Origin of the sequence: Nonomuraea turcica (genome assembly GCF_030718205.1) — a bacterium.
GTDB lineage: Bacteria > Actinomycetota > Actinomycetes > Streptosporangiales > Streptosporangiaceae > Nonomuraea.
Map to the genome: position 1 here is coordinate 880,866 of NZ_JAUZQF010000001.1, position 18,428 is coordinate 899,293.

The 18,428-nt window shown below is 69.8% G+C and carries 16 protein-coding genes and 1 riboswitch; of the genes, 10 read left to right on the forward strand and 6 right to left on the reverse strand.

Annotated features, from left to right (window positions below; genetic code table 11):
* Positions 1–34 precede the first annotated feature (34 nt).
* The 3 genes from Q9G87_RS04715 to Q9G87_RS04725 all read left to right on the forward strand — a co-directional run bounded on the left by Q9G87_RS04715 (position 35) and on the right by Q9G87_RS04725 (position 1,851).
* Positions 35–568 (forward strand): AAA family ATPase, encoded by a 534-nt coding sequence (locus tag Q9G87_RS04715; RefSeq protein WP_305914910.1) that lies wholly within the window; start codon positions 35–37, stop codon positions 566–568.
* Between the two features lie 190 nt (positions 569–758).
* Entirely contained in the window at positions 759–1,214 is a 456-nt protein-coding gene (locus Q9G87_RS04720; RefSeq protein WP_305914911.1) for an NUDIX hydrolase, read from the forward strand.
* 88 nt (positions 1,215–1,302) lie between these two features.
* The gene (locus Q9G87_RS04725; protein WP_305914912.1) at positions 1,303–1,851 is read left to right on the forward strand and encodes a GNAT family N-acetyltransferase; all 549 of its coding nucleotides are present in this window, start codon (positions 1,303–1,305) and stop codon (positions 1,849–1,851) included.
* 95 nt (positions 1,852–1,946) lie between these two features.
* Here Q9G87_RS04725 and Q9G87_RS04730 read toward each other — a convergent pair whose 3' ends face one another.
* Positions 1,947–2,198: a hypothetical protein gene (locus tag Q9G87_RS04730; protein ID WP_305914913.1), complete on the reverse strand. Its 252-nt coding sequence runs from the start codon at positions 2,196–2,198 to the stop codon at positions 1,947–1,949.
* Positions 2,199–2,244: 46 nt separating this feature from the next.
* Positions 2,245–5,070 carry an ATP-binding protein gene (locus Q9G87_RS04735; protein WP_305914914.1) on the reverse strand — a complete coding sequence of 942 codons (2,826 nt, stop codon included), beginning with the start codon at positions 5,068–5,070 and terminating at the stop codon, positions 2,245–2,247.
* Positions 5,071–5,247: 177 nt separating this feature from the next.
* Here Q9G87_RS04735 and Q9G87_RS04740 point away from each other — a divergent pair, with 177 nt between their 5' ends.
* The 3 genes from Q9G87_RS04740 (at position 5,248) to Q9G87_RS04750 (ending at position 11,516) form a co-directional block, all read left to right on the forward strand.
* On the forward strand, positions 5,248–8,910 hold the full coding sequence (locus Q9G87_RS04740; RefSeq protein ID WP_305914915.1) for a S8 family serine peptidase: 3,663 nt from the start codon (positions 5,248–5,250) through the stop codon (positions 8,908–8,910).
* A gap of 146 nt (positions 8,911–9,056) precedes the next feature.
* The gene (locus Q9G87_RS04745; RefSeq protein WP_305914916.1) at positions 9,057–9,395 is read left to right on the forward strand and encodes a hypothetical protein; all 339 of its coding nucleotides are present in this window, start codon (positions 9,057–9,059) and stop codon (positions 9,393–9,395) included.
* A 3-nt stretch (positions 9,396–9,398) separates the two neighbouring features.
* A complete protein-coding gene (locus Q9G87_RS04750) occupies positions 9,399–11,516 on the forward strand; it encodes a carbon starvation CstA family protein (protein ID WP_305914917.1) in 2,118 nt (705 codons plus the stop codon).
* Here the strand turns inward: Q9G87_RS04750 and Q9G87_RS04755 are convergent.
* Positions 11,500–11,925, reverse strand: coding sequence for a MarR family winged helix-turn-helix transcriptional regulator (locus Q9G87_RS04755; protein ID WP_305914918.1), 426 nt, complete (start codon positions 11,923–11,925; stop codon positions 11,500–11,502). The genes Q9G87_RS04750 and Q9G87_RS04755 overlap by 17 nt on opposite strands.
* 64 nt (positions 11,926–11,989) lie before the next feature.
* Between Q9G87_RS04755 and Q9G87_RS04760 the strand changes: the two genes are divergently transcribed.
* Complete coding sequence (locus Q9G87_RS04760) at positions 11,990–12,622, forward strand: maleylpyruvate isomerase family mycothiol-dependent enzyme (protein WP_305914919.1); 633 nt, start codon at positions 11,990–11,992, stop codon at positions 12,620–12,622.
* Between the two features lie 3 nt (positions 12,623–12,625).
* Here the strand turns inward: Q9G87_RS04760 and Q9G87_RS04765 are convergent, their stop codons facing one another.
* Both Q9G87_RS04765 and Q9G87_RS04770 read right to left on the reverse strand, forming a co-directional pair.
* Positions 12,626–13,300: a TenA family protein gene (locus Q9G87_RS04765; protein ID WP_305914920.1), complete on the reverse strand. Its 675-nt coding sequence runs from the start codon at positions 13,298–13,300 to the stop codon at positions 12,626–12,628.
* Positions 13,288–13,383, reverse strand: a riboswitch (TPP riboswitch). It overlaps the preceding gene by 13 nt.
* A gap of 17 nt (positions 13,384–13,400) precedes the next feature.
* On the reverse strand, positions 13,401–14,009 hold the full coding sequence (locus Q9G87_RS04770; RefSeq protein ID WP_305914921.1) for a histidine phosphatase family protein: 609 nt from the start codon (positions 14,007–14,009) through the stop codon (positions 13,401–13,403).
* A gap of 35 nt (positions 14,010–14,044) precedes the next feature.
* Here Q9G87_RS04770 and Q9G87_RS04775 point away from each other — a divergent pair, with 35 nt between their 5' ends.
* Positions 14,045–15,004: a DNA polymerase domain-containing protein gene (locus Q9G87_RS04775; RefSeq protein ID WP_305914922.1), complete on the forward strand. Its 960-nt coding sequence runs from the start codon at positions 14,045–14,047 to the stop codon at positions 15,002–15,004.
* A 120-nt stretch (positions 15,005–15,124) separates the two neighbouring features.
* The gene (locus Q9G87_RS04780) at positions 15,125–16,624 is read left to right on the forward strand and encodes a M20/M25/M40 family metallo-hydrolase (RefSeq protein WP_305914923.1); all 1,500 of its coding nucleotides are present in this window, start codon (positions 15,125–15,127) and stop codon (positions 16,622–16,624) included.
* 64 nt (positions 16,625–16,688) lie between these two features.
* On the opposite strand, the gene Q9G87_RS04785 is transcribed toward Q9G87_RS04780, so the two are convergent.
* On the reverse strand, positions 16,689–17,297 hold the full coding sequence (locus Q9G87_RS04785; RefSeq protein ID WP_305914924.1) for a hypothetical protein: 609 nt from the start codon (positions 17,295–17,297) through the stop codon (positions 16,689–16,691).
* A gap of 220 nt (positions 17,298–17,517) precedes the next feature.
* Between Q9G87_RS04785 and Q9G87_RS04790 the strand changes: the two genes are divergently transcribed.
* Positions 17,518–18,378: an SDR family oxidoreductase gene (locus Q9G87_RS04790; RefSeq protein WP_305914925.1), complete on the forward strand. Its 861-nt coding sequence runs from the start codon at positions 17,518–17,520 to the stop codon at positions 18,376–18,378.
* Positions 18,379–18,428: the final 50 nt, after the last annotated feature.

The following is an 18,428-nucleotide window of genomic DNA, read 5'->3' on the forward strand; positions in this document are numbered from 1 at the left end:
GGTTGATCGCGAGTGTGGCGATAAGGTCGCAGCCGTGAGCCATGTTGCTGATGGGGTTGAAGACGGACAATTTTCAAAGGGTCCGTCGGCGCGGTCCGTCGTGATGATGTGTGGGATCGCTGGGTCAGGCAAGTCGACTTACGCTCAGGCGCTGGAACGGCGCGGCTACGTCCGGCTGTCGATTGATGAAGTGATCTGGACGCAGTTCGGTCGAGATGCGGCGGAGTTCGAACCGGCTGAATATGAGCGCCACAAGACCGCTGTTGAGAAAATCTTGAGGAATCAGCTCGTGGAGCTCATGGAAGCCGGACGACCGGTGGTCTTGGACTACAGCTTTTGGAGCCGGTCGACTCGTGACCGCTACAAAGCCCTTATCGAGAGCCATGGATGTCAGTGGGAGCTCATCTATCTCAAGGCGAGCCCGGAAACGCTGCGCCAGCGGCTCGCCGCGCGCAACAAGCTGCACGGGGCCAACTCGGTGACCGTGTCCGAGGATCTCCTCAACAAGTATCTTGCTGGATTCGAGGAGCCCGTTGACGAGGGAGAGCTCACCATTCTGCAGGACTGAGATGACATTACGGGTTCCGTTCCCGGAATCGATCCGCCTCCATGGTGAAGGCCGAGGTCAATGCCGATCCGGGCCCCACCACGCGTGGCGGGGCCAACGACGAGGGTGCCCGGTGGTTGGTTCATGCGAGTGCCGTCATGGCTGGGATCGTTATGATCGCGTCTGCCGCATTTTCGCCGAGGAGACGAACATGCCCATCAGCAAGGCGATCCGCGACAAGGCGCTCTGCTACATCGTCCGGGACGGGCGCCTCCTGGTCTTCCGGCACGTGGACTACGGCTTCGAGGAGGTCGGCATCCAGGTGCCCGCCGGCACCGTCAAGCCCGGGGAGGAGCCTGAGCAAGCCGCGCTCCGGGAGGCGCGGGAGGAGACGGGGCTGCGTGACTTCACCGTGGTCAGGAAGCTCGGCACGTACGAGTACGACATCACGCCGTACCGTCCCGAGATCCACCGCTGCCACGTCTTCCAGCTGGCCCTCCACCAGGAAACCCCCGACCGCTGGGCCAGCCAGGAAGAGAACGACGGACTGGGGGAGCCGATCCGGTTCGAGTGCTTCTGGATCCCGCTCGAGCACGGCCACGTGCTGCAATCAGGTCAAGGGACGCTTCTCTCCCGCCTCTTCGATCATGAACCGTCGCATGCGTGAGATTCTCCTGCTACCCGGCGGTGGGCGGACGAGCCGGGACCGGGAAATCCGATTGACGGGGTCGAAGGCCGACGATCATCCTCGACGGATGCATATCGACTTTTCGAGGATCTCCGCCGGCGACGGAGAAGTGCTTGCCGACTTCCTGGCCGGTGAGGAGTGGCCGTACCACGCGGGCAGGCAGGACCGCGAGACCGTGCTGCGGTTCGCCGCCGAGGGCCGCTACGACGATGGCGAGACGCGCACGTTCTGGGTGCTCGCGGACGGCGAGCGGGCGGGGCTGGTCAAGCTGCAGGACCTCGCCGACGACACCCCCATGTTCGACCTACGGGTACGCCAAGCGTGGCGCGGACGCGGCGTCGGCGCGGCGGCGGTGGCCTGGCTGACCGGCTACCTGTTCACCGAGCTGCCCGACGTGCTGCGGATCGAGGGCACGACTCGTCAGGACAATCACGCGATGCGGGCGGTCTTCCGTAAGAGCGGGTACGCGAAGGAGGCGCACTATCGGGAGGCCTGGCCGGCCCCGGACGGCACGCGGCACGACGCGGTGGGCTATGCGATCCTGCGTCGTGACTGGCTGTCCGGGACCGTCACCCCGCCCGACTGGGACGATGAGCCCAAGGTTCCTCTCGCCTGAGGCCCTGGTCGCACATGTCATGTGTGGCCATCTCCTCGAACGCGCACCGGCAGATCACCCGCAGGGCGTCGGTCGCGTAGCCGGCGCCCAAGCATCTAGGAGTTCTCTACTCTCGCGCGCACGGACGCGCTGTCGGGCTCCAGGCCCGGGATACGCGCCGCGATGAGGTCGTCGATGTGCATGAAGGCGATCAGGTTGCTCACCGCGTGGGCCGGGTCGGCCATGATCTGGTGGATTTCGGCCTGCTTCTGGGCATCTGTCGCCTTCGGTCCGATGTGCCAGACGCCGTTCCGCGTGATCGCATCGATGGCCATGTCCCGGAGGGCCTGCGCGTCGGTGATCGACATGGTCATCGTGATCTCGACGCTGACGTCCTGCCGTGTGACGGCCAGCCTAATCGTCGGCAGTGAGCTGTAGTGCCGCGAGTTCTTTGCGTGACAGGTAGCCGAGCTTGCGCAGCGCGCTGGAGATGTGGCTCTCGACGGTGCGCCTGGAAAGGAACAGCTCGGTGGCGATCTCCTGGTTCGTCTTGCCTCCGGCGGCCAGCAGGGCCACCTCGCGTTCGCGGGACGAGAGCGTGCGTCCGTGGGAGGGACGGCCGCCTCGCCACGGGTACGGGATGGAGACGCCGTTCTGTCGCATGATCCGGGTGACGCGGGCGATGTCCCGGTCGGCGCGCATTGAGCCGTACGAGCGCAGCGCGTCCTCCAGCAGGTGGCCGCCGGCGGATGCCCCGCGCTCGCATCGCCAGCGGCCCAGTCGCTCGGCGGCCAGGGCCTCCTCGTACCGCAGCCCGGCGTCCTCCAGCGTGGTACGCGCCGCGTCCAGCAGGCGATCGGCCTCGTCCGCCGCCCCGCGCGACCGGGCCAGCACGGCCTGGGCGGTCATCAGGGCGGCCTGGGCCGACGGCGCGTCGGCCCCCGCGATTCCGGCGGCCAGCTCACCCACGACCTCAGTGGCACCGCCCAGCCCGCCCCACGCTTCCAGGGCGTCCACCAGGCACAACGTGGTTTCCGCGCCCCACACCCACGCCCCCTTGGCGCGGACCTGGACAAGCGCCGCGGACGCCTGCCCGGCGGCCCCCGCCGCGTCATTCAACGTCAGCAGCAGCCGCGACAGCGCCGTCCGGGCGGGGATGAGCGGCCACACCGCACCCACCCGCTCGGCGATGGCGATCACCTGCCCCAGGCAGGAGACGGCTTCCTCGGCTGGACCGGTCGCGGCGAGCAGCACACCCTGCAGCAGACGCGAGTCCAGGGAGGCGGCGGCGAAGGTGGCCGTCGCCCCGCCGAAGCGGCGCAGCCGGTCGGCCAGGCCGTCCCATCGTCCGGCGGCCCGGTCCACGGCGGCCGTGACGAGCTCGACGACCTCCGCCACCCGCAGGTATCCGGCCTGGTCGGCGACGTGGCGCCCCTCGGCCAGCAGATCCTCGGCACGCTGGAGCCGGCCGATGTGCAGCGCGGCCTGGGCCCAGTTGATGCAGGCGCGGGCGTGTTCCCGCGGCGCGGCACGCAGGCGCTCGTCATGCAGGAGATCGTCGATCAGCCGCCAGCTCGCCGGATCGCCCTGCTCCAGCAGGAGCGAGGCACGCGCGATGCGTACCGCGATGGCGGCGTCGGGGTCGCCGCTGCGCCGGGCGGCCTCCTCGGCCTGGTCGCAACGGGCGGCGTGCTCGGTGACGTGCCGGTCCACGACGGTCTCCGGCGCGGCGAGCACCGCCAGCGCCCGGCTCAGCAGCCGGGGCCGGTCGCCGAGATCGCGCACCGCCTCCTCGATCCGCAGGTAGCCCGCCCGGGCCTCGCCCTGCTGGCGCAGCAGGCGGCCGAGGGCGAAACGCAGCTCCCCGCGCAGGGAGGCAGGCAGCGGCTCGGTCGTCAGCAGGCGTTCGAGTATCGGCACGGCCTCCGCGTGCGCCAGCCCGTCCACCGCGGCCCGGCCCAGCTTGACGGCCAGCCGTACCCGGACCTCGCGGGACAGCTCGCCGACCTCCAGCGCCTGGAGCAGGAACCGGGCGGCGGTGGCGTCGTCTCCGTGGGAGAGCGCGGTGCCGGCCGCCGCCTCGGCGTTGTCGACGAACTCGGCCGTGTGGCCGGCCTGCCGGAAATGGTGGGCGAGCCTGGCCACCGGCCGTGGACCCGGTCCCGACTCCAGGGCCCGCGCGGTCTTGAGATGCAGCCAGCGCCGGGTGGACACCGGCACGTTCTCGTACACGATCTGCCGGGCCAGCGCGTGCCGGAACCGGCACTGCCCGTCCTCCTCGTGCAGCAGCCCCACCGCCTGCGCCGCGGCGAGCGCACGGGCGATGCGCGCGGCGTCGCGGCCGGTGACGTCGGCGAGGATGCGCTCGTCTGGTGTGGTGCCGAGGACGGCGGCGGCCCCGAGGATCTCCTGCGCGGCGTCGTCGAGGGTGGACAGGCGCTGCAGCACGACGTCCCGCAGCACGGTGGGGACCGCCAGGTCGGCCAGCATGTCAGGGCGGCCGGGGATCTCGCCGGCGGGCAGGCGCTCCAGGAGCGTGCGGAGGACCTCCTCCACGACGAACGGGATGCCGCCGGTCTTCTCATACAGGGAGGCTGCGAAGGTACGGGGGAGCTCGGCCTGCAGGATGGTCGCGGCGAGCTCCTCCACCTCGGGCGGGCCGAGCGGGCTGAGGCTGACGAACCGCGACGTGGCCCGGGCGAGCGCCCCGCGAAGCGGGAGCCGGCCGTGGTCGGTACGGGCGGTGAGGATCACCGAGAGGTCGCGCGGCTGGTGGGAGGCCAGGAAGGCGAGGAAGTCATGGGTGCCGCCGTCGGCCCAGTGCACGTCCTCCAGGACGAGGACCAGTGGGCTCAGGTGCTCCAGCAGGGCCACCGCCGCACGGAACACCCGGTGCCGCTCGGCCCGCTGGTCGGGCAGCGCGGGAAGGGGCGGCGGCAGGTGCTCGGCGAGTTCCGGCAGCAGCGGCGCCAGCGCGCCGGTCACCGGGTTGAGCGGACCGGATCCGGCCAGCTCGTCCCCGGCCAGGCGGAAGGAGTCGAGCAGCGGCGACAGCGGCAGCGGCTCCTGGAGCTGCTCGCACTGGCCCACGAGCCGGCGCTTTCCCTCCAGGCCCGATAACAGCTCTTCGACCAGGCGGCTCTTGCCGATGCCCGCCTCGCCCTCGATCAGGGTGAGCGACGGCGGAGCGGCGATGACCGTATGGAGGAGCGCGAGCTCCGTTCGGCGGCCGATGAGCACGTCGTCACGTTATCGGATGTCCTCAAAAATCCGTATGGGGTACGGATGCCGCCCTAAATGCGCGCCCTTAGCCTCGGTGATCAACCGCGTGATCCGCGGCATGTGCGAAGGGGCGACATGGTTGTGGGTAAATCTCCTGGTAGACGATGGTCGGCGGCGTTAGCCCTGACCGGACTAATGGCGACCGGAATAGGCGCCCCGGCAGCCGCGGAGAGCGGTGCCGAGGAACAGAAAACTTACATAGTTCAAATGGCCCTGGACCCCGTTGTGACCTACGACGGCGACATGGCCGGGCTGACGGCGACCAAGCCGAAGCGGGGCGAGAAGATCGATCCCCGGTCCGCCGAGGTGAGCAAGTACGTCGAACACGTCAAGGGCCGGCACGACGCGGCGTTGAAGAAGGTGGGCGGCGGCAAGAAGCTGTACGAGTACGTCTACTCCTACGAGGGCTTCGCGGCCAAGCTGACCAAGTCCCAGGCCGTGCGGCTGCGGGCGATGCCCGACGTCGTGGCCGTGACCGAGGACAAGAAGGTGTCGGCCGCGACCGACTCGACGCCGGCTTTCCTGGGCCTCGACGCGCGCGGCGGCCTGTGGGACCAGCTCGGCGGCACCAAGGACGCAGGCGAGGACCTGGTCATCGGCGTCATCGACAGCGGCATCTGGCCGGGCGGCAAGAGCTTCGCCGCCCCCGACGTCGACGGCAAGAAGTACCACTCCGTCCGGGGCTTCCGAGGCACGTGTGAGGCGGGCGCGGACGACTCGTGGAGTGCCGGCGCGTGCAACGGGAAGCTGGTGGCGGCCCGGCACTACAACGCCGGGTTCGGCGGGGACGAGGCCATCAAGGAGGCCCTGCCGTGGGAGTTCCTGTCGCCGCGTGACTACAACGGGCACGGGACGCATGTGGCCGCGACGGCGGCCGGCAACCACGGCGTGCCCGTGACCGGGGCGGCCAGTGCGTTCGGCACGGTCAGCGGCATCGCACCGCGGGCCAGGATCGCCGCCTACAAGGCGCTCTGGTCCGAACAGGACGGGAGCACCGCGTACGGCAACAACTCCGACCTGGTCGCCGCCATCGACCAGGCCGTGGCGGACGGCGTGGACGTCATCAACTACTCCGTCTCCGGAACGACCAGCGACTTCCTCGACCCGGTGGAGGTGGCGTTCCTGGCCGCGGCCGAGGCCGGCGTCTTCGTCGCGGCGGCAGGCGGCAACGACGGCCCGACCGCCTCCACCGTGGCGCACCCGTCGCCGTGGATCACCACGGTCGCCGCCGGCACGCACAATCGGGTCGCGCAGGGAACGGTCACGCTCGGCAACGGCGCCGCGTACACCGGTACGTCGGTGAGCGCGACGAAGGCCGGTCCCGCGCCGCTCGTGGACGCCACCGCCGTGGGGGTGGCCGGCGCCGACCCGGTGAAGGTGACGCAGTGCTGGGCCGCCAAGGACAACAATGGCAAGGCGGTGCTCGACCCTGCCAAGGTGAAGGGCAAGATCGTCATCTGTGACCGTGGCCAGACGCCCCGGGTCAACAAGAGCGCCGCGGTCGCCGAGGCAGGCGGCATCGGCATGGTCATGACGAACGTCGACGAGAACACCGTCGACACCGACCTGCACTCCGTGCCCACCGTGCACCTCGCCGTCAAGGACCGCCAGGCCGTGAAGGACTACGCGGCCGCCGGCGATGCGACGGCGACGATCGAGCAGGCGAAGATCGTCACTGACGCCCCGGCGCCGTACGTCGCCACCTTCTCCTCGCGCGGGCCGCTGACCGCGGGCAACGGCGCCGTGCTGAAGCCCGATGTGACCGCCCCCGGCCAGGACATCCTGGCGGCGGTGGCGCCGCCCGGTCGCGGCGGGCACGAGTTCGGCCTCTCCAGCGGCACGTCGATGGCGTCCCCGCACGTCGCCGGGCTGGCCGCGCTGCTGAAGGACCGGCATCGGGACTGGTCGCCGATGGCCATCAAGTCGGCCCTGATGACGACCGCGCGGGACGTGCTCGCCGGTGCCCACCCGTTCGCACAGGGCGCCGGCCACGTCGCCCCGAACAGCGCCGCCGATCCCGGGCTGGTCTATGACAGCGACATCAACGACTGGATCGCCTTCCTGTGCGGGACCACCAAGGGCGTCAAGAAGGAGAACTGCGACACGCTCGCCGGCACGGGGCACTCGCTCGCCCCGGGCGACCTGAACATCCCCTCGATCACCGTCAGCAGGATGAACGGCCCGGCAAAGGTGACCCGCGAGGTCACCAACGTCGGCCGCTCGACCACCACCTACACCGCCTCTGTCAGCGGGCTGGACGGGATCACGGCCAAGGTCACGCCGAGCAAGCTCACCCTGCGGCCGGGCGAGACCAAGTCGTTCACGGGCGAGTTCACGCGGGCCGCCGCGCCCATGGGCGCCTACCAGAGCGGGCAGCTCACCTGGAAGGACGATCGCCACACCGTACGCGTCCCAGTCCTGGTGCGCCCGGTGCCGGAGAAGTGGGCGGCCACGTACGGCGTCGCCATGGGCCGGGACTCCGCCGAGCTCATCGCCCTCGACCCGAAGGGCAAGCGGGTCTACGTGACCGGAATGAGCTACGGGCAGTCACCCGGCCAGCTCAAGCCGGTGATCGCCACCGTCGCCTACGACGCGGGCACCGGCGAAGAGCTGTGGAGCAAGACGTACACGGCGGCGGGGATCTGGGAGGAGGCGCACGCGCTGGAGGTGAGCCCCGACGGCGGCAAGCTCTTCGTCATCGGTGACAGCACCGGCACGGAGACCGGCAACGACGCCGTCACGATCGCCTACGACACCGCGACGGGTGATGAGGTCTGGGTCGCCCGGCACACCGGTACCGCCGACGCCTCCTCCGCCGGCGACAGCGGCAACGCGGCCGCGGTCAGCCCGGACGGCAAGAGCATTTACGTGGCCGGCATGACCACTCTTGGCGAGTCCGCCGATTCGGACTACTTCACGGTCGCGTACGACGTGAACACCGGTCAGCGCCAGTGGCTGGCGCACTACGACGCCGCGGGTCCGCACGTCGATACCGCGGGGGTGATCGCGGTGACCCCGGACGGGTCCAAGGTCTTCGTCAGCGGCCAGAGCAGCGGCGAGGAAAGCACCGGTCTGTCCGACTGGGGCACCGTCGCCTACGACGCGAGCACCGGCCGGCAGCTCTGGACGGCCCGGCACGACGGCCCCGCGCATGGGGGCGACGTCCCCTCCGCCATGGCCGTGTCCGGCACGAGCGTCTTCATCACGGGGAGCAGCGTCGACCCCGGCACACAGACCGACATGACGACCATCGCCTACGACATCGCCACAGGAAAGGAGGTGTGGGCCGACCGCTACGACGGCCCGGCACACGGCAGTGACAACGCGCAGGACATCACCGTGGTGTCCGGCAAGGTGTACGTCACCGGCAACACCGAGGGCGTGGGCACGGGATCGGACTTCACCACCATCGCCTACGACGCCGCGACCGGCCAGAGATCCTGGACGCAGCGCCACAACGGCAAGGCCGGCAACGAGGACACCGCCTGGGACGTGGCCGTGACCCCGGACGGTGGCAAGGTCGTCATCACCGGCCACGTCGGAAACGAGATGGCCGTGGGCACCGACTACGTGACCATGGCCTACGACGCGGCGACCGGCACGCCGGTCTGGACGGGGAACTACGACGGCGCGATAGGGGCGGCGGACAGCCCGTCCGCCCTCGCTGTGGACGCGGATGCCGAGGCCGGGGTGCGGATCTTCGTGACCGGGTCGACCGCGACCGGCGGGTTCCCGCCGGACATGCTGGACATGGACTTCGGCACGGTGGCGTACTTCGAACCCTGGAAGACCCCCTGACGTGAAACCCGGCGCCCCCGGCCCGCTCGTCCGGGCCGGGGGCGTCTGCGTGCTGTCAAAGCCAGCCCCATACCCGTTTCAAAGGCGACTACAGCGGGTAAGGCCGACGTTAAAATTCTGAGCTGCCTGATACTCAGGAGCCACAGATGTCCCGTATCACGCTCACGCTCGCCGCTCGTGAAGCGCTGCACGACGACGAAGTGGTGTTCTTCGACTGGCACGTGACCGGCCTGTGCTGCGCGGACGCCGGCGAATTCTCCGTCAGGCCGTTGCGCCGCTCCCGGTTGCCCAAGCGGGCGCGCAGCCTCGAAACCGATCTGGTGTACGCCCATCCGACCGCCTGGGTGCATCTTGCCGAGCTTCCGGTCACGATCGACTGCCGTCCGCTCTGGCACTGGCGGCGCTTCACCACCGATCTGCCGCCGGACGCCGGACTGCGTTGCTGCCTCGGGCGCCCTCTATATGGCTCTCAGCACGGGAGGTAACCGGTGAAGTTGCGCTCGATCATCATCTGGACGGTGGTCGCCGTCGTGGGCGCCACCGGGTGGGCGGTGCTCGCCCTGTCCAGAGGCGAGAACGTCAACGCGGTGTGGTTGCTTTGCGCCGCGCTCGGCTCGTACGCCATCGCCTACCGGTTCTATGCCCGCTTCATCGTCCGCAAGGTGCTGCGGGCCGACGACCGCAGGGCCACTCCGGCCGAGCGGCTCGACAACGGCATCGACTACCAGCCGACGGACCGGCGGATCCTGTTCGGGCACCACTTCGCCGCCATCGCCGGGGCGGGGCCGCTGGTCGGGCCCGTGCTGGCCGCTCAGATGGGTTATCTGCCCGGGACCATCTGGATCATCGCGGGCGTGATCTTCGCCGGGGCCGTGCAGGACATGGTGATCCTGTTCTTCTCCATGCGCCGCAACGGCCGCAGCCTCGGCCAGATGGCCCGCGAGGAGATCGGTCCCGTCGGCGGGGCGGCGGCGCTCGTCGCGGTGTTCGCCATCATGATCATCTTGCTGGCGGTGCTGGCGCTGGTCGTGGTCAACGCGCTCGCGCAGTCGCCGTGGGGCGTTTTCTCCATCGCGATGACCATCCCCATCGCCCTGTTCATGGGCTTCTACCTGCGGGTGATCCGGCCCGGCCGGGTCGTCGAGACCACGGTGATCGGGGTCGGGCTGCTGCTGCTGTCGATCGTGGCGGGCGGCTGGGTGCAGGAGTCCAGCTGGGCGCCGTTCTTCACGCTGAGCCCGTCGGCGCTGGCCCTGTGGCTGATCGCGTACGGCTTCGTCGCCGCCGTGCTGCCGGTGTGGATGTTGCTGGCGCCACGTGACTACCTGTCCACCTTCATGAAGATCGGCACGATCGTGCTGATCGCGATCGGCATCGCCATCACGATGCCGCCGATGCAGACCACCGCGTTCACCGACTTCGCCTTCAGCGGCAAGGGGCCGGTCTTCGCGGGTTCGTTGTTCCCGTTCGTGTTCATCATCATCGCCTGCGGGGCGTTGTCGGGGTTCCACTCCCTGATCTCCTCCGGCACGACGCCCAAGATGATCCAGAAGGAGACCCAGGTCCGGATGATCGGGTACGGCTCCATGCTCATGGAGTCGTTCGTCGCCATCATGGCGATCACCGCGGCCTGTGTGCTGACCCCCGGGCTCTACTTCGCGATGAACTCCCCGGCCGGCGTCGTCGGGGCCACCGTGGAGACCGCCGCCCAGGCGGTCACGAACATGGGCTTCGTGATCACGCCCCAGGAGCTGCAGGCCGCGGCGGCGGCCGTACAGGAGGAGACACTGATCGCCCGGACGGGCGGCGCGCCCACGCTGGCCGTGGGCATCTCGCAGATCTTCTCCGGGTTCCTCGGGGGAGCAGCGCTGCAGGCGTTCTGGTACCACTTCGCGATCATGTTCGAGGCGCTGTTCATCCTCACCACCGTGGACGCCGGCACCCGGGTGGGGCGGTTCATGCTGCAGGACACGATCGGCAACCTGTGGAAGCCGATGGCGCGGGTGAGCTGGTGGCCGGGGCTGGTGGCCTCCAGCGCGGTGGTCGTGGCGGCCTGGGGATACTTCCTCTACCAGGGCGTCAACGACCCGCTCGGCGGCATCAACCAGCTGTTCCCACTCTTCGGCATCGCCAACCAACTGCTCGCGGCGGTCGCGCTCACCGTGGCCACGACCCTGCTGATCAAGAGCGGGCGGCTCAAATGGGCCTGGGTGACGGCGGTGCCGCTGGCATGGGACGTCGCCGTGACGCTGACGGCCAGCTACCAGAAGGTGTTCTCGCCCGACCCCGGGCTCGGCTTCTTCGCCCAGCGGGACCGCTATCAGGCGGCGCTCGACCAGGGACAGGTACTCGCGCCCGCCAAGTCCATGGGCGCGATGCAGCAGATCGTGATCAACTCCACCGTGGACGGCATCCTGGCCGCGTTGTTCGCCATCATGATCATCATCGTGATCCTGGACGCGGCCCGCGTATGGGTGAAGGCGATCAGGACGCGGGAGCCGCTGCCGACGACTGAAGCGCCGTTCGAGGAGTCGAAGCTCCTGGCGCCGTCCGGGCTCATCCCCACCCGCGAGGAACGCGAGCTGATGGCTAAAACTCCTGGATGATGCGGCTCAGCGTGGCGTGCAGCTCGGCGAGGCCGTCCTCGCCGAGCAACGCCGCCACCCGGCGCTCCACCTCGTCGATGGCGGCGTAGCCGATCTTCAGCGCGTCGTCGCCCCGCTCGGTGAAGACGATCAGCTTGGCGCGGCGGTCGGCCGGGTCGGGCATCCGGCGCAGGTAGCCCAGCCGCTCCAGGTCGTCCACCAGAGCCCCCATGGCCTGAGGGGTCATCTGGGCCTTCTCGGCGAGCCTGCTCAAGCGGATGCCCTCGTGCTCCATGTGGAAGAACACCGCCGAGTGCGCGGGCCGGATGTTCGCGTCGTACGCGTGGCCGGCCTCCTGCACGATGTTCTGCAGGCGCAGGTACGCCTCGTACAGAAGGGCCACGACGTGCGGCGGATGAGTGGCGGCCACGGGTCTTCTCCAAACTGCTAAGGGTGCCTTATATTAAGGCCACCTTAGCAATTGGGGGTGTGCGATGCACCAGGAAGAGATCTGGGCTGCCCTCGAGATCGAGCGGCGTGGCCTGGCCGACCTGCTCGACTCGCTGCCGGAGCAGGACTGGGAGCGGCCGTCGCTGTGTGCCGGGTGGCAGGTGCGTGACGTGGCCGCCCACCTGGCGCTCGCCACTCGGATAAAGCTCGCGTCGGCGCTGGTCGAGTTCGTCAGGGCGCGCGGCAACTTCGACCGCATGGTCCGCGACTCGGCGGTGCGGCACGCCAGGCTGCCAATCGGCGAAATCGTCGCGCAGGTGCGCGAGTCGGCCGGCTCGCGCCACCGGGCTCCCTCGACCAAGCCGCTCGACCCGCTGTTCGACGCGCTCGTCCACGGCCAGGACATCACGGTGCCGCTCGGCATCGAGCGCGCCATGCCGCTCGGTCCGGCGCGAACCTGCGCCACCCACGTCTGGGAGCGCGGCTTCCCCTTCTACCCGCAGCGGCGGCTGCGCGGGCTCCGGCTCGTGGCCACCGACGTGGACTGGGCGGTCGGGGCGGGCGAGGTGGTGGAGGGTCCCATCCAGGCGCTGCTCCTGCTGCTGAGCGGGCGTACGGCCGCGCTGCCGAGCCTCACCGGGGCGGGCACGGCGGCGCTGACAGCGCGCCTGCCGTAGCGGTCAGCGGGCGAGCCACTCCGCCGTCGGCCAGGTCTCGCGCCGCCAGGCGCTGTCCCAGAACATCCACTCGTACGCCGCCGCCGTGCAGTAGGCCTCGGTCATGGCCTGTCTGGTCGCCGGGTCCGTGGCGGCGGCCAGCCGGTCGGCGATGGTCTTGGCCTGCTCGACGGAGGCCGCGAACCCCGGGTCCGAATAGGTGTCGATCCACTTCCGGTACGGATGGTCCGGCACGTCACCGGTGCGCCCCAGCAGCGCCGTCCCGACGTCCTGGTAGATCCAGAAGCACGGCAGCACCGCCGCGGCCAGCACAGGATAGGGCGCGGCGAGCGCCGTGGCCTGCAGGAACGACGCGTACGCCAGGCAGGTCGGCGACGTGGCGATGCCGGCCGCGTCGGCGTCCAGCTCCTGGACGTAGCCGGCGTGCAGCAGGCGCTCGGCCGCCAGCGCGGTGTGCGCGCTCTGGGCGAAGAACGCCGCGTCCGCCGGGTCGGTGGCTCGCGCCGACGCCGTGGCCAGCGCCTTGGAGAACGCCTCCAGGTAGCGGCCGTCCTGCACGATGTAGAACGCGAACCGGTCCCGGTCGAGCGTGCCGTCGCCGAGCGCGACGTTGAAGGGGTGGTCGTGGATGGCCTTCGTCAGCTCGGCCGTGCGCAGCCACATGTCATCGCAGAACATGACGTCCCTCCGCTAGTGCGAACTAGATCAGGTTCGACGGGTGTGATCTCAGCCCGGACGTCCGGGCACCCCGCGTCAACGGGCCCACTGTAACAAGGGCTCACTCGCGCAGCTCGGGCGGGAAGCCGGTCCAGCGGAGCGCGGCGGGCAGGTGTCGCATGTCGTTGAAGACGAGCACCGAGGACGGGCGGTCGGGTGCGTACCTGATGACGGTGAGGGCGGCATTGCACTGGTTGATGCCGAGCCAGCGCCATTCCGGTGCGTCGAGCGCGGCGCGGACGAGCCAGCCGATGAGGAAGTTGTGCGTGACCACCAGTTCATGCCGGGTTCCCTCCGTCACCGGACCCGTGAACGAACGCACGGCCTCGGCGGCGAGGACCGGGCCGCGCTCGCGTTCGTCCGCGGGGAACTGGGCCAGGAAGCCGAGGAGGCGGTCGGCGTACTGCGGGGCGAGCTCCTCCTCGCGCGGCACGTACGGGATGTAGTCGCCGGCGGCCTCGCAGGCGCGCAGGGGGACGCCGGGAAGGTGCTCGCCGATCAGCCGGGCGGTCTGTGTCGTCCGGGGGAGCGGGCCGTGGTGGATGGCGGCGAAGGGGACCTCCCGCAGGCGCGCACCGAGCAGCGCGGCCTGGCGGCGGCCATCGTCGGTCAGGGCGTGGCCGTTCGGCGTGGCTTCGCCATGGCGCGCGAGATACAGGTAACGGGTCATGGTCTGGCCCATTCTTCCCCGATATGGTGAGGCGGGTGAGCAGCGATGAGACGCGCGACGGGGTGGCCCTGAGCAACCTCGACCAGCCGCTGTTCGACGGGGCGGGCGCGACCAAGCGTGACCTGGTCGATTACCTCGACGCGGTCGCCGACCGGATCATCCCGGTCCTGCGCGACCGCGCGCTCTCCGTCATCCGGGTACGCCCGGGGCAGGAGCCCTTCATGCAGAAGAACCTGCCCAAATACGCCCCCGCATGGGTGAAGCGGTTCTCGGTCTGGGCCGAGGCGTCGCGTCGGCAGGTGACCTATGCCGTGTGCGACGACCGCCGGACGCTGGTGTGGTTCGCCAACCAGCGGGCGGTCGAGTATCACCCGTCGCTGTTCGCCGGCGACCAGCCCACGCACATGGTGCTCGACCTCGACCCGCCCGAGGGCAGCGAGTCCTTCCAGCTGGCCGTGCGGGCCGCTTTCCTGGTCCGCCAGGCGCTGGAGGACTGCGGGCTGGCGGGCGCGGTGAAGACCAGCGGGGCCAAGGGCGTGCACGTGTTCGTGCCCGTGGTGCCGGGGACCGCAGTGGACGACCTGGCCGCGGCCACCCGCGCGCTGGGGGCCCGTGCCGAGCGGGTGGATCCGGCGCTGGCCACGACGGCGTTCATCCGCGAGGATCGCGCGGGCAAGGTGTTCATCGACTCCACCAGGGCGGGCGGCGCCACGGTCGTGGCCGCCTACAGCCCGCGGGTGCGTCCCGGCGTGCCGGTGTCCTTCCCGGTGCCCTGGTCGGACCTCGACCGGGTGACGCCGGGCGATTTCACCGTGCACACCGCGGCCGGGCTGCTCAAGGACGCCGACCCGTGGGCGGAGGCCATGCCCGCGCCGCAGCGGCTGCCCGCCGATCTGATCGAGGAGGGGCACACGATCCCGATCGCCCGGGTGCAGGCGATGCACGAGGGCAAGCGCCGCGCCGAGCTCCGTCGCGCCCGCCGGGATGCGGAGTAATAGTCCCTGATTTTGGTTTATTGGTAGGCATTCCCGGCGGTGCGAAGCCGGGATAACCTCGCGTTCGGGCGAGGCTCGGGGGGACATTACTCGCCTTTCTGTCCACAGGGAGTACCCCGCATGCGCAGAATCGTCATCGCACTCATCACCGCGCTCGCTTTGCCGCTCGCCCTGGCGGCGCCCGCTAATGCCGGCGGGCTGGACGACGCGTTCGCCACTCTGCTCGTCAAGCAGGTCAAGGGCACGAACGTGCACAAGCATCTCCAGGCCCTGCAGGACATCGGCACCGCCAACGGCGGCAACCGTGCGGCCGGCACCAAAGGCTACGACGCCTCCCGCGACTACGTGGCGGACAAGCTACGCAAGGCCGGATACAAGGTCACGCTGAACCCGATCAACTTCGTCGAGAGCTGGAGCGAGAACACGCCGCCCACGCTGAACTTGACCGCGCCCAGCGCCAAGACCTACGTCCCCAACGAGGACTTCTTCTCCTTCCAGCCCTCCCCGTCCGGTGACGTGACCGCGCAGGTCCAGGGTGTGGACCTGACGCTGCCGCCCACCCCCACGCCGAGCTCGACCAGCGGCTGCGAGGCGGCCGACTTCGCCGGGTTCGTGGCGGGTCGCATCGCGCTCATCCAGCGCGGCACGTGCGCGTTCGTCAACAAGGTCCAGAACGCGGCCGCGGCCGGCGCGACCGGCATCATCGTGTTCAACGAGGGCCAGCCGGGGCGTACCGACGCGTTCGCGCTGGACATCGGCGAGTGGCGGGCCGGGATTCCTATGGTGTTCGCCGACTTCGCCGTGGGCAACGAGCTCGCCGGCACGCCCGGCGCGACCGTACGGCTCAAGGTCGACGCCAACCTCGTGCTCGGCACCGACGAGAACGTGATCGCCGAGAGCCGCTTCGGCGACCCGCGCAACGTCGTCATGGTCGGCGCCCACCTCGACAGCGTGCCCGAGGGGCCCGGCATCAACGACAACGGCTCGGGTACCGCGGCGATCCTGGAGGTCGCCGAGGAGATGGGGCGCTACCCGATCAAGAACAAGGTCCGTTTCGCCTTCTGGGCCGCCGAGGAGATCGGGCTGCTGGGCTCCGACCAGTACGTCGGGTCGCTGTCCCAGGGGGAGCGGGACCGCATCAAGCTCTACCTCAACTTCGACATGGTGGCCTCCCCGAACTACGCCTACAAGTTGTATGACGGGGACAACTCCGACAACGTGGGTTCCCCGGCGGGTCCGCCCGGCTCGGCCGAGATCGAGAAGCAGCTCGCGGCGTTCTACGGCTCCCGCAACCTGCCCACCGTCGGCACCGACTTCGACGGCCGCTCCGACTACGGGCCGTTCATCCAGATCGGCATCCCGGCCGGCGGCATCTTCACCGGCGCCGAAGGCCTCAAGACGGCCGAGGAGGCGGCGTTGTTCGGCGGCACGGCCGGCGTCGCGTACGACGCGTGCTACCACCAGGCGTGCGACACGATCACCAACGTGAACGCGACCGCGCTGGACGTGGACTCCGACGCCATCGCCGACTCCGTCGCCCGTTACGCCTTCAACCTCCGCTCCATCCCACCGAGGACGGCCGCCGCGGCCGCCGCTTTGTCGGCGGAATCGGCCGGCTGACCACACCCGCCCGCTGAGGGCATCTCGCCGGGCAGGCCATCCACCGCCTGCCCGGCCCCGCCGGCTACGAACGCACGGGGCGATCGGATCGCAGGGCGGCCACCACCGGCTCCGGCTGGTCGGCGAAGAAGCTGATCGTGGTGGCCTCCGCACGGCGGCCGAGCGGGCGGACGAACGCGGCCGGCTCCGTCAGCTCGATCGTCACGTTGGTCCGGGACCCGACCGCCACCCTCAGGTGCCCGTTCTTGACCGAGACCATGCTGCCCTCGTTGTCGTTGCGGCTCGAGCGCACCGAGGCGATGAGGTCGCGGGGCACGCGCACGTCGAAGTACGCGGCGTAGCGGATGCGCAGCTCGTCGGCCGTGACGACGTGCGGCCGGGTGACGCATCCCGCGGCCAGCATGACCCCGAACAGCAGCCCGTACACGTCGGCGATCAGCACCGTGAACCTGATCCATTCCGGCACGCCGGTCGCGACCAGCAGCAGGTCGATGACCACGGTCTCGACCGCCATGGCGAACAACATCAGCCACAACGTGAACGTCTGCTCCTTCGCGTACGACACGACGGTCGCGCCCGCGGGCACGCCGTGCCGGCGGCGAACGATCCACAGGCCGATGCTGACCAGTCCTTTGAGCTCAAATCCCAGGATCCGTATCGCGGCTCTGACCATCCCGTTCCTCTCCCATGGCGCCGATCGCTCCCCATTGCACACGTTGACGTCGCGTCAAGGTCAAGCCGGATGTGGTGGCCGACCGTCATGCCGCCAACCGAACGAACAAACTAGACGAGACGGTCCGTCTTGACACGGCGAAGAGGAACCGATAACGTCACCATTCGAGACGAGACGGATCGTCTCGAATGGAGTTCGCAACCGATCGGAGTTCTGCAGAATGCGCACCCCGAATACCGTCCCTTCCCGCACCTGGTTCATCACGGGAGCCAGCCGCGGCCTGGGCCGTGCGTTCGCTCTCGCCGCTCTGGAGCGCGGCGATCAAGTGGTCGCCGCCGCCCGCACCATCACGCGACAGGACTTCGACGAGCAGTACGGAGATCGGCTCCTTGCCCTTCCCCTGGACGTGACCGACCGCGACGCGGTGTTCGCCGCCGTGAACACCGCCGTCGAGCACTTCGGCCGGCTCGACATTGTGGTGAACAATGCCGGGACCATGTCCTCGGGCATGGTCGAGGAGTTCACCGAGGCCCAGGCACGCGCCCAGCTGGAGGTCAATCTCTTCGGGGCGATGTGGGTCTGCCAGGCCGTCCTGCCGCACCTGCGTGCCCAGGGATCCGGTCACATCGTGCAGGTCTCCAGCATCGCCGCCCTGGGCGGCTTCCCGAGCACCGGGATGTACAGCGCGAGCAAGTTCGCGCTGGAGGGCATGAGCGAGGCCCTGGCGATGGAGGCCGCGCCGTTCGGCGTTAAGCTCAGCATCGTCCAGCCCGGCGGCTACTGGACCGATCTCTACACCAGCATCGCGATGACGTCGCCGTTGGAGGAGTACGGTCCGTTGCGCGCCGAGCTGGAGAAGCAGTGGGCCGAAGGCTCGATCGACAGTGAGCCGCGTCTGGCCGCCGAGGCACTGCTGAAGCTGGTCGACAGCGAAGACCCGCCGCTGCGGCTGCTGCTCGGCAGCATGGTCTACGACCTGGCCTTCGACATCTCCCGCCGGCGGATGGAGACCTGGGCCGCCTGGGAGCAGGTCAGCCGCGCCGCCGAACACGCCGTACCCGCCCCCGGCACGGCCGGTTGACGCTTATATGCGCATCGGTCATCCCTCGTCCGACGCCCAAGTCGGCCTTG

What these genes read in the sequence shown, in the direction of transcription:
- Q9G87_RS04720 (WP_305914911.1), top strand. Translation starts at nt 759, where the DNA reads ATGCCCATCAGCAAGGCGATCCGCGACAAGGCGCTCTGCTACATCGTC.
- Q9G87_RS04725 (WP_305914912.1), top strand. Translation starts at nt 1,303, where the DNA reads ATGCATATCGACTTTTCGAGGATCTCCGCCGGCGACGGAGAAGTGCTT.
- Q9G87_RS04730 (WP_305914913.1), bottom strand. Translation starts at nt 2,198, where the DNA reads ATGTCGATCACCGACGCGCAGGCCCTCCGGGACATGGCCATCGATGCG.
- Q9G87_RS04740 (WP_305914915.1), top strand. Translation starts at nt 5,248, where the DNA reads ATGGCGACCGGAATAGGCGCCCCGGCAGCCGCGGAGAGCGGTGCCGAG.
- Q9G87_RS04745 (WP_305914916.1), top strand. Translation starts at nt 9,057, where the DNA reads ATGTCCCGTATCACGCTCACGCTCGCCGCTCGTGAAGCGCTGCACGAC.
- Q9G87_RS04760 (WP_305914919.1), top strand. Translation starts at nt 11,990, where the DNA reads ATGCACCAGGAAGAGATCTGGGCTGCCCTCGAGATCGAGCGGCGTGGC.
- Q9G87_RS04765 (WP_305914920.1), bottom strand. Translation starts at nt 13,300, where the DNA reads ATGTTCTGCGATGACATGTGGCTGCGCACGGCCGAGCTGACGAAGGCC.
- Q9G87_RS04770 (WP_305914921.1), bottom strand. Translation starts at nt 14,009, where the DNA reads ATGACCCGTTACCTGTATCTCGCGCGCCATGGCGAAGCCACGCCGAAC.
- Q9G87_RS04780 (WP_305914923.1), top strand. Translation starts at nt 15,125, where the DNA reads ATGCGCAGAATCGTCATCGCACTCATCACCGCGCTCGCTTTGCCGCTC.
- Q9G87_RS04785 (WP_305914924.1), bottom strand. Translation starts at nt 17,297, where the DNA reads ATGGTCAGAGCCGCGATACGGATCCTGGGATTTGAGCTCAAAGGACTG.
- Q9G87_RS04790 (WP_305914925.1), top strand. Translation starts at nt 17,518, where the DNA reads ATGCGCACCCCGAATACCGTCCCTTCCCGCACCTGGTTCATCACGGGA.